The organism is Enterococcus mundtii, assembly GCF_002947535.1.
In the GTDB taxonomy this organism is placed as follows: Bacteria; Bacillota; Bacilli; order Lactobacillales; family Enterococcaceae; genus Enterococcus_B; species Enterococcus_B mundtii_B.
On sequence record NZ_PUAP01000009.1, the window covers coordinates 74,499 to 86,492 of the forward strand.

Here is an 11,994-nt window from a genome sequence, read left to right on the forward strand (position 1 = left end):
CCTTTATTTCTGCTTAATCATACACCTTGAACTGAACTCTAAGTCAAGTGATTTTTTTAACAAATAATTCTAATTTGCGAAAATATTGACCATACTGTTTTAAAGCTATTTTTTTATAAAAAAAACCGTAGATCCTTCAATCTACGGTTTTTATTTATTTCTTCGATGAATAGTTCACAATGATTTTACTCATTTTTTTTGGATTTCGTCGCTTGTCACGAATAATTTGATAACTAACAAGAACGATCAAAATCAAAATCACGCCTGTCAAAACGTACAATACTTGTATTTGTTCTCCCAATGGTGGTAAAACGTTCTTTTTAGGCGGTGCGCTTGGTGTCACTGATTCTTTCGGATCACCGGTATTCGGCTTTTTGGGGCTAGTTTCTTTTGTAGCGTTTGAGTCAAATTCTATTTCTCCAGTGACTTCAATGGTATTAGAACTAGCTTCTATGTACCTTTGTGGCAATCCAACGATCAATAGACCTAAAACCATGAACAAACAAAGAATTGTTTGTTTTTTTTGTTTCATCCAATCACCTCACGATTCGAACTATGGATAAGGATCTCCAGCTTCATCTAGCGCTTCAATATTCAATGTCAACTTACTTGCAATTGAGATTGATCCTTTATCCGTTGGAAAATCAAGAACATCAGTATCAACATCTCCTTCAAAAGTAAACGTCGCTGTGCTTGCTCCTGTTAAATCACCAGGACGTGCATTCGGTGAAGCTAAGGTCATCATCAAATCGCCTGATAAGTTTGAATTTTCCGCCCCGTTTTCGATCAAAAGATTCGTAGTTCCTAAACTATCAACCAATGTTAATCGATCGATCGCTGAGATATCGCCAGAAGAAACTTTGTAACTTCCTACACTAATTTTTACTGGACGACCTGAATGATTGGTGATCGTATGCTCTCCACCTAAGATCGTCTGATAGTCTTCTGGTTCAGTGTAGAAGACCGCTTTTAAAGGTAACGTCACATTCAACCATTTATCGGGATTTCCTGGTTCTGGTGCTTCCGGATCTGTGTTATCAAAACCTAAAGTTCCATCGATCGCCACATCTGCAGTCTTATCGATCGATCCACCTAATGAATTATCGATCGTTTGATCATCTCCGTTGATGACAATATCAGCTTGAACACTTGCCCCTGCTGCTAAAATCGTGCCGAACATCAAACCTGTTGCTAGAATATTTTTTGCTTTCATTTTGTTTTCTCCTTTATTTATGTCTTTATATCCTAAAGCATGATTGCTTTATTCCATCTTTATTGATTGACATTGATGGTCACGTCAACCGTCGTTTTACCCATAAGCTTTTTATTTTCTAAATCATAAAACTCTAATTCCACCACTCCTGGATGCGTGCCTGTCGTCAACTCTTTCGCCAAGATCAATTCAGTTACTTCATATCCAGGCTCCAATAAACCTGTTTCATATAGTGTTTCTTTAGAATCCTTCATAGACAATATCGCCTGTTGCCCATAACGATTGGTCGGCAAGTTTTGGATCCAGATATTGCCCGTTTTCCCATCCGCATTGACACTAACTTCCGGATAGACATTAATGGTTACATTACTATCGTCTACCGCTTGATTGGCATATTTTTTCAATTGGTCGCCTGTCATTTTTTCCGCATGTTTGATCTCCGGAAAATCATCGGACAAAATCTGCGTTGGTTGGTTATTGGCATACCAATACCAACCAATCGCAACTAACGCAAGAAATAATAAAAGAAGCGCCAATAATCTTTTTTTCTTTTGTTGTTCCTTCTTTTCAGTTACTACTTGTGTTTCCTGTGTGATCATGTTCACCTTCTTGTTTATGTTCAATTTATCTTAGCTGCAAAGTGTAAACTTAACTTGCCTGTTACTTTATTGCTTTGTGTCGTATCCCCAAAGTATTCCCCCGTAAAACCAAGTGCCATTTGGGAATCCGACGGTACTGACTCGGTCCATTGTGCACCAGCATAAGTACTTGCTTGTCCAACTAAAGGTTTATCGGATGGCGCTGCACCGATTCGTTGTAAATATAAAAACATCGATTCTTCCATCGCCTCTTGCTCCTTTGAACCTAAAAAGACAATATTTGAAGTACTTGCTAATTCCACGTCATTTTTGGTATGGAATGAAACTGTCAAATCTGTCGTTGTCGAATGATTGATCACCTGATAATCATCACTGGTCACTTGATCGTCTAAGACATCAAAAGCCATCCGAACCGGTAACGTCACATGGATCGCTGGGTCACTTTCCACCACAAAAGGAATGGTATATTCCCATGTGGCAGTTTCGCCATTCACCAATGACTCGCTGACAACGATCTTGCCATTCGTCGTTCCTTCTTTAGATGTATCGGGATATTGAGTGAAACCTTCTATTTTCAAGGTAGGATATTGACTGATATCTAAATATCGTCCAATTTGACGATCCATATCTTCCTGAGACATTCCTAAGACTGTTTTTTGTTCCCGTGGATTTAAACGATCGATGTTTAATCGTTCAAACCCATTTGCTGTGATTTGGTAACGACTCCGATTATCTGATATTCTTGGTTGCAGTATATTATCTTGGAAGTTGTCCAGTCTACTATTGGCTTCTGCATGGAATATTTCCACGATGTCGCCTTTTGCAACTGAAAGCCTTCGATTTGTTCCGAAACCATTCAATGTATCCAACCTTTGATTGCCATTAACAGAAAAATCGAAATCTGGCGTTTGTGTATTCATTGGACCATTAGAAACAGTTGCTTGGTTGTAGTGCCTGATTTGATAATACATATCATTTCCAAAATTGGAATGAACCGATGTTCCAGCTAAAGCACTATTATAGGTCGCAACAATTTGTGTTTGATCACTGTTCAAGGTGAAAGTTGCCGCTCGTAGGTCTGTTCCTTGGAATCTAATGCCTCTTACATTCAACGAATGTCCAAACTGATAGGTGACTGGTACATTGATCGTAGCTAATACTGTGCCATTTTTTGAAACTTCTACACGTGCGGATTGACCATTCAACGAATCAGGGAAGCTCACAAACCGTGCGTCATAATCGTCTGTTACACTCCGATCTTTGAATACTGTGACAAAGTCTTTTGCCTGGTAATCCGTTTCTCCATAGCCATAGTTCAAGACTTGGTTCCTAGGTTGGATATCTGTGTAATTTCCGATACCAGTAAAACCGATGACGCCTTGTTCATTGATGACCCCGATTGAAAAGCGTTCTGCATTGTTTCGATTGACTTGAATCGTACCTGACGTGGCATTACCTGCCAAGTCTGCTTGATAGGGATTGAATAAGCGAACAGGTTGCCCGGCAAGATCCAATGTCACTGCCACTTGGTTTGTTGAAACAGGTGTATCTACTTCTGGTTGGATCGAGTTGAAAAACTCGGGTGTTTGTCCCCCATTCGTCTGCCAACTCAGGTATGGATAAGTTCGATTGGCACTGCTCCCCAAAGCAAATCCTGTGAACCAATTTTCACCAAACCCAAGTTCAGTTGTGGTTACATCGATCAATCCCGTTGTACTTCGTGCTTCACCCACACCAGTAGTCGTATTTTTTCTTGTCGTTGTTGTATCAAAATAGACATTGTTGGCTGTAATTCCTGTTGTAGTATTCGAAATCGGTTCACCTGCAGTAAATCCTGCGACATATAAATTCGTAAGCTGTGCCGTTGCAGTCGAATCGACTGTTCCGATCACCCCATGTCCGTTCGTTGACCCAACACTATAATTGTCTGTCATCGTTAGGCGACCATTTCCTTCGAGCTTACCCACAAATCCACCGGAACCATTAGATAGACTTCCAAGCATATATCCATTATGATAACTCTCATTGATCGTCACATTTCCTGCTATACGACCAACAAACCCGCCGACATAACTATTCCCACTTCGAAGATCACTTGAATTAATACTTCGTTCAATCTGCACTTGACCATTTTCTGAAACATAACCAATCAGCCCTCCACGATAGCTAGATGTGGAAGAATTAACTGTCGAGCGAGTTTCACTATGTGTATCGGTGATCGTTACTGTACCAGATGCTTCACCGATCAATCCTCCTAAATTCAAGGAGTAATTATTACCACTAGTAAAATTCACTTTTGAACTAGAGTGACTCATGGTAAACACTCCTGTCGTGCGACCAATGAAACCACCTAGTAAACCATTTGAACTATTCGAGTGGAGATTACTTGATGCTTGGCTATTCGTAATCGTTAGTTTTCCATTGTTGTTTCCAACAAAAGCTCCGCTCCCATTCGACTGGCTTGAAACAATACTACTGCTACTGTCCATTTTGACATTCTCAAGTTCAACAATATTTTCTGTGCCGATTTGGGCAATCAATCCTGCAGTATAGTTGGTAAAAGACTGTCCTCTAGTATTCGTTACCCTCAAGTTTTCAAATAGCAAATTCTCGATTCGTAAAGGACTGTTTCCTACCGAGCGAATAAATGCTAACTCTATTTCTCCACTAGTCAACGTCAAATTTCTGATGACTGCATGATTACCGATCAATTTCGCTCCATATACCTGTCTGCCAGAAAAAGTGCCTGCATTTGCCATATCGATTGCTACCCCATCTTCTGGTTCGATCGAATAGTTTTCATCGACTTTATCAAAAGGCGCTTGACTATTCAAAAAGCGACTTAGATCTGCTGCTGTACGAATGACCGTTTGCACATAATTTGCTGTCACTGTTGCATCTTCTGTCCCCATCGTGAAAGTAGCGGTTCGATTTTTTTGATCAATATTTGTCACGGTATTTCCTGTACCTGTCACGCTAAATCCAACGAAACGATACCCTGTATTTGCTTCAGCTGCTTGGATCGTTGTTGTTTCTCCTTCGATAAAATTCGTTTGGTCAGCGACTGGATCAGCTGCACTTCCTAGTAAAGGATCACGCGCTAGTGTTAGGCTCATTCGCCGTGCGGTAAACCCAACGACACCTTGTTGATTGATGACACCAATTGATACTCTCGTGACAGTTCCACGGTTGAAAGTGAAGGTTCCTTCTGATGCTCCACCAGCTAACCCTGAACTATATGGATTAAATAATTTCAAGGGCTCATTTTTTAAATCTAACGTTACCGTTACTTGATTACCCGTCACTTGACGATCGACCATTGGATCGATGCTATCAAAAAACAGCGAAGGTTGCGTATTATTCGTTTGCCAACTGAGATACGGATAGGTTTTATTTGTGCGTTGAGCCACTGAAAAGTCGGTTCGCCAACGATTCCCAAAACCCAGTGCAGCCGTTGTTGATTCGATCAACTCCAAGGTTGTTTTTGCTTCACCTACACCAGTCGTTGTTGATTTGTTCGTAGTGCTGGCATCATAATAGACACTCGTGGCAGTGATACCTGTCTTGTCTGAGGTGATCGGTTGTCCTCCTGTAAAGCCTGCAACAAAGAGTTGGCTGAATGTGACACGATCCGCCATCTGATTGACCCCGATCACACCGTTACCATTGGATGAGCCGATACTATAACTATCCGCGATATCAAGGGCGCCATTTCCTTCTGCTAAACCAACGAAACTAGCAGTCCCAAGGCTCGTACTCCCTTGTACATGCCCATTGTGATAACTTTCCTCGATTTTAGCAGCTCCTGACATCCTTCCGATAAATCCACCAACATAACTGTTATTTCCTCGCATATCACTGGCATTGATACTTCGTTGGATCGTGACATTTCCTGAATATGTTACTCGACCGATAAATCCACCACGATAGGTTCCACTTGAAGAATTGATCGCTGTTTGAGTTTCACTTCTAGATTCAGTGATTGTTACCTCACTACTGGTTTCACCCACTAGTCCACCGATATTTAATGTATATGAAGCACCACCAGTAAAAGTAACTTGAGAAAGACTACTCTCAATGGACAATCGAGCGTCATTTTTACCAACGAGTCCACCCATCAGTCCATTTGCTGTGTTGGAATGTAACGTTCCTAAAACTTCACTGTTTTTGATCGTTGTTGAACCTTGGTTGTTCCCGATCAAACCAGCACTTCCATCAGGTTGACTAGCTGCAATTCGACTACTTCTATCGATCATGATATTTTCAAGCTCCACTGACGTACCGCTTGCTACTTGACCGATGATTCCAGCCACGTTAGACCGTGTCCTCGTATCATTGACGATTAACCCTTCTAACTTTAAGTTCTCGATTCGTGAAAGGTTACCACCGTTCAGCGTTTGGATCAATCCAAGAGAAGGACCTGAAGTTACTAATGAAAGATTTTTGATGATCGTGCCATTTCCGCTCAGGTTACCAGAAAATTGACTACGCCCTGAAAAATCTCCTTCTCCTGACATGTCGATCGTCTGATTTGCCTCTGGTTCAAACGTGTATGTTTGGTCATTTGCATCGTAGGGAAATTGACTACGTAAAAACTTCCCGAGATCATCGGCATTGCGAATGACCGTTGAAGCATATTCCGCTGTAATGGCTGTGTTCTCTGTCCCCATCGTCAACGTTGCAGTACGTTTTGTCAGATCAAGGTTTGAAATTGCACTACCCGCACCTGTGACACTGAATCCAACAAAACGATATCCTTGATTAGGTTCAGCAGCTGTGATTTGTGCCGTTTCACCTTCAAGAAAATCATTCTTTTCAATCTCTGGATTATGCTCACTGCCAGTAAGCGGATTGCGTGCAACAGTAACGGTCATCCTTCGTGCGGTAAACCCAACGACGCCTTGTTGATTGATGACACCGATCGATACTTTTGCAATAGATCCGCGATTGAAAGTGAAGGTTCCTTCTGTCGCTTCGCCAGCTAATCCAGAACTATATGGATTAAACAATTTCAATGGCTCGTTTTGTAAATCCAACGTTACCGACACTTGATTACCAGTCACTTGACGATCGACCATTGGATCGATGCTATCAAAAAACATCGTCGGTTGTGCGTTATTCGTTTGCCAACTGAGATAAGGGTAGGTTTTATTCGTGCGTTGGCTGACGGAAAAATCAGTCCGCCAGCTATTGTCAAAACCTAACTCACTGGTTGTAGATTCGATCAACTCCAAAGTTGTTCGCGCCTCACCTACACCTGTCGTTGTTGCTTTATTCGTGGTGCTAGAATCATAATAGACACTCGTGGTAGTGATACCTGTCTTATCTGAGGTGATCGGTTGTCCCGCTGTAAAACCAGCAACAAAGAGTTGATTCAACCTGACATTACTTGCTAGTTGATTGACACCGATCACACCATTGCCATTTGAAGAACCGACACTATAACTATCAGCGATATCAAGAGCTCCACCACCTTCTGCTAAACCAACGAACCCAGCAGTCCCAAGGCTCGTACTCCCTTGTACATGCCCACTGTGGTAACTTTCTTCGATTCGAGCAGTTCCAGACATCCTTCCGATAAATCCGCCAACATAACTGTTATTTCCTCGCATATCTCCCGAATTGACACTTCGTTGGATCGTGACATTTCCTGATGAAGTCACACTACCAATATAGCCACCCCGATACGTTCCACTTGATGAATTGATTTCTGTGCGGCTTTCACTTCTAGAATCAGTGATCGTCACTAGTCCTTGGGTTTCGCCAACTACTCCCCCAAAACTTAAAGTATAAGAACCGCCTCCGGTAAAAGTGACCTGAGAAAGACTTTCTTCAATCGTCAACTGTCCCCGGTTTTGTCCAACTAAGCCACCCATCAATCCATTGGAAGTATTGGAATGTAAGGTTCCTGAAACCTCCCCCTTTTTGATTGTTGCAGAGCCATTGTTGATCCCGATTAAGCCAGCACTTCCATAGGGTTGACTAGCAGCAATTTGACTACTTTCATCGATCGTGATATTTTCAAGCTCCGCTGACTTACCGTTAGCGATTTGACCGATGATCCCAGCAGAGTAATATTGTGTCCGCGTATTATTGACGCTCAATCCCGCTAAGCTTAGATTCTCGATTCGTGAAAGGTTGCTACCGTTTAACGTTTGAATCAATCCAAGAGAAGCACTTGAAGCTACTAATGAAAGATTTTTGATGATCGTACCATTTCCGATCAGGTTACCAGAAAATTGACTACGCCCTGAAAAATCTCCTTCTCCTGACATGTCGATCGTTTGATTTGCCTCTGGTTCGATCGTGTATGTTTGATCATTTGCATCGTAGGGAAATTGACTACGTAAAAACTTTCCGAGATCCTCTTTATTACGGATGACTGTTGAAGCATACTCTGCGGTGACTGTCGCATTTTCAGTACCCATCGTGAAGGTTGCTGTGCGATTTGCCAAATCAACATTCGTAATCGTACCGCTTCCTGTCACATTAAACCCAGCTAAACGATAACCAGGAGAAGGTACTCCTGCTGTGATCGTCGTTGATGACCCTACCACCAGACTAGTCGTCGGCGCAGTTGGATTGCTGGCACTTCCAGCCTGTGGCGAACGTGCCAAAGTTAAAGTGCGATTACTCAACTCATAACGAGCGGTGACCGTCGCATTTTGTGATCCCATGGTAAACGTGCCTGTGCGATTGGCTGTATTCACATTCGTGACCGAACTTCCTGTGCCACTCACATCAAACCCTGCAAATTGATACCCAGTTGCTGGTGCTGCAGCGGTCACCGTCGTTGTTGCTCCTTGTGCCAGTGTGGTCATAGGCGCCGAGGGATTTGCACTCGCTCCTTGCGATGGATTTCTAGCAAATGCCAAGGTATGTGCGGGCAGTTCTGTAAAACTTCCTTGGATTCCTTGAGAAGCAACAGCGGTATAGTTAGGATAGTAGGCATAAAGCCAACTCGATGGTATTTCAAAGAAAGTATTGAATATCCATCTTGTATCAATCGTCATTGTGTTGGTACGTTGACTCGTAATCGTTGCATCTTTCGTTCGTTCAATACTAATGATAAACTCTTGAAAGTCTGCTAATGTTCCTTCATTCGCACCATCAGTAGGAGATAAAACAGCATTCTTTATTTGATAAGGTGTTCGTTCACGAATAGTCGCTGTAAAATCCCCCTGGCTGTATTGCAAAACGATACTACCAAATTGGTAATCGTTTCTCAGCGGCATGGAAGGAAAAGTCGGTATACTTCCTCCCGACATTAAATAGTCACGACCATTACGAAATATAAACTGCCTTGGTAACGAGACTGTCCCTTCAATTCGACTTCCTGTTCGATTTCCTAATTGATTGCTACCAGTCCAGACTACCCTTGCCCGACTGTCATTTAAAAAGAAATTCCTGAAAGTGGTTGGAAACTGAGTCCGAGTACCGCTGGCATTCCCTTGTAAAAATCTAGTAAGCCAATAACCATCAAGATTCGATAATTGACCGATAGCTCTTGGTTCTCTACTTAATAAAGGTTCTTCTTCTACCACTTCTTCCGATGCTTCCTCTATCCGCTCACTTTCGTCTTCAGTCGTCTCCTCACTTTCCACCAACGTTTCTCCCGTTTTTTCCTGTGATTCATCAACATCTTCTACTTGTTCTTCTACGTTTGACTCTTTGATCGTCTCAGCGATAACGCTGATACTATTCCCTAATGACGAGAAAAGCAGCAAAACAATTACAATAATATGTAGAAATTGTTTCTTATAAAAATGAGTCATTTCCTCCTCCTACTCTACACGTGTTACTTGACGTGAAGTAATCTGCTGATTTTAGCAGAAAGTTATACTCAGTGTTCTTGTGTTGGTCCATTATAGTATTATCTGTTCACTACGTTTTCGATGAAAGAAAAAACTATTTTCCATAATAGATCGTTCCAACACCTTATTGAACGACCCTTGATTTTGTAAGTCGTTCATTCGTTATATGTTTGTTCAATTGAATGTACATGCACTCCCTTCTAAATCTCGATGAAAAGCCAACATTAAATAACGATGTAACACAACAATTATTTTTTCATCTTTTGATTATAATAACACTAATCTATTAGCTGTATATTTTTAATTTTTTTCGAATAAAAAAAATTAAAACACTACTTTTTTTATATAAATTTAGAAAATCTTGTTATAATGATTGTTCCCAACATATTCGCTTGTTCTTGGAAACTATTTTTTTGTTGTTAAGAAAAAAATATTACACTACACAACCAACAAATTTTCACGTATTATTTTTTGGAAAAACAAATTATCATTCCATATAAAAAATAACAAAATTATTTAAAAAACAAGAATATAATAAAAACGCTTGATTCCTCACTATTTTTCCTTATTAAACACACATTATTTTTAAATTATAATGATTTTTTATTTCAAACGTTTGTTTTTTTTGTATACTTATAATATGCACATCTTCCCCTGAACCTATCTAACTATGTGTTTTAACTTTACAGAGAGACTATATTTCTTACATATTTATAGAAAAATAAAGATTGGAAGCCAGAATAATGGAAAATTTACCCATCACCTTACAACTTGATAATCAGTTTAAGCGACAATATCAAATTTTAAATATGGTACATAAAAATAAAACCAACCAGTTAACGATCAATGATCTTTCTCTTAACTTAGAAAAGTCAAAGCCCACACTCAAAAAAGACATCGAAGAAATCAACCATGCGCTGAGTGAGCATTCCGTTTCACTAACGATCGATCAAAAAGGCTTGTTATCGTTCCAATACAAAAAAGTAATGACGATCGACTCGATGATCACTTTATTAGCCAAAAGAACGATCACTTATCAAATCATGGAACTACTACTTCATAATGTAAGTTACTCAACCGATGAATTAGCCGATGCCTTAATGGTCTCTAGAAGTACGATCTTTAAAACGATCCGCCATATGAATAATATCTTGAAAGAATTCAATGTGACGATCACCACTGGACCATTGACTTTCTCAGGTAGAGAAGAAGATATTCGTTTTTGTTTTTTTGCCTTTTACTCGAGCTTTGGCGACAGTACGATCATTGATTCAGATAGCGAAATCGATGCCCAGTATCTAGTTGACGAAGGACATAAAAGAGATCACGCCTTTTTACATTTCAGTCATTTTCGTGCCGCTTTATGGCTATCCATTGCAAAAGCACGATGGAAATGCAAAAAGCTTTGTAGCCTGAATCGTAGCATCAAAGTGTTGATCAAAAGTAGCAAAGGTTTCTCTTCACTTGAACCATTATTACAGGATTACTATCTTTCACGCTCAAAAGACACACTCTCCTTAAATGAAACGATGTGGTTATATTTGGTCTCCCTTCATTGTATTTCCTACACACGTCAAAGCAATTTGGATGATGGCCGTTCCTATGCCTTTTATCGAGAAGAGGTCCCTAGTGTGATCGAGGCGGTCCAACGTTTTCTAGCATCTGTTTTCCCAGAACAACTGGTCAAAGACGGTACCCTAGAGAAATTGGAGGCATACTTGGTCAATGCCCGTTTACTTTCTAAAATGAGTCATACTTATGAATTACATTCACCCACAATGGTGACGCAAATGAAGGCACGTCATCCTGAGATCTACCAAATTTGGCTTGAAAAACTAACTCTTCTAAAAAACAATCCTATGTTTGGTTTTGTTCATATCGACTACATTGCAGCCGCGTTGACGACGTTTCATGCTTCGCTTTTGTTGAAACAATCTCATCGTCCTTTACGTATTCTGTTTACGATCCAAGGTCCGCCATCTTTAGATGATTACATCCTAAATGAAATCGAGGCACTATTTATGCAACGGTCGACGATTGAATTTCAAATCGAACATGCGGTAACAAAAGAATCCATCGAAACGTATCAAGCTGATTTAGTTGTTTGTAATTATGATCTCCATTTGATTGATGAACATACTTGCCAGATCCATCGAATATCTAATGTACCGACGATTGCGGATTGGCGTCTTTTAATGGAGACGATCACTTATTTGTCTTTACCTGTTTATTTAGAAAACAAATGAAGAAAAACACTACTTATATCTAATGGCTACATAAAAAAGAGATCGGAAAGTATTTCACCTCGAGAAAAAAGGCGCCATCCACGAAAATTTGAAGAACAATTTTCGTGGATGGCGCCTTTTTT

General features: G+C 40.4%; 5 protein-coding genes. 1 reads left to right on the plus strand and 4 read right to left on the minus strand.

All coding sequences use genetic code 11. The features are described from left to right. Positions 1-154 precede the first annotated feature (154 nt). The 4 genes from CUS89_RS02845 to CUS89_RS02860 are packed head-to-tail and all read right to left on the minus strand — an operon-like array spanning position 155 to position 9,587. The gene (locus tag CUS89_RS02845; RefSeq protein WP_104870966.1) at positions 155-532 is read right to left on the minus strand and encodes a hypothetical protein; all 378 of its coding nucleotides are present in this window, start codon (positions 530-532) and stop codon (positions 155-157) included. 21 nt (positions 533-553) lie between these two features. Continuing rightward, positions 554-1,213: a hypothetical protein gene (locus tag CUS89_RS02850; RefSeq protein WP_104870967.1), complete on the minus strand. Its 660-nt coding sequence runs from the start codon at positions 1,211-1,213 to the stop codon at positions 554-556. A gap of 59 nt (positions 1,214-1,272) precedes the next feature. Then, entirely contained in the window at positions 1,273-1,812 is a 540-nt protein-coding gene (locus tag CUS89_RS02855) for a hypothetical protein (RefSeq protein WP_104870968.1), read from the minus strand. 20 nt (positions 1,813-1,832) lie between these two features. Next, positions 1,833-9,587, minus strand: a complete 7,755-nt coding sequence (locus CUS89_RS02860) for an InlB B-repeat-containing protein (RefSeq protein ID WP_104870969.1) — start codon at positions 9,585-9,587, stop codon at positions 1,833-1,835. Between the two features lie 782 nt (positions 9,588-10,369). Between CUS89_RS02860 and CUS89_RS02865 the strand changes: the two genes are divergently transcribed. Further along, a complete protein-coding gene (locus CUS89_RS02865) occupies positions 10,370-11,872 on the plus strand; it encodes a helix-turn-helix domain-containing protein (protein ID WP_104870970.1) in 1,503 nt (500 codons plus the stop codon). Positions 11,873-11,994 lie beyond the last annotated feature (122 nt).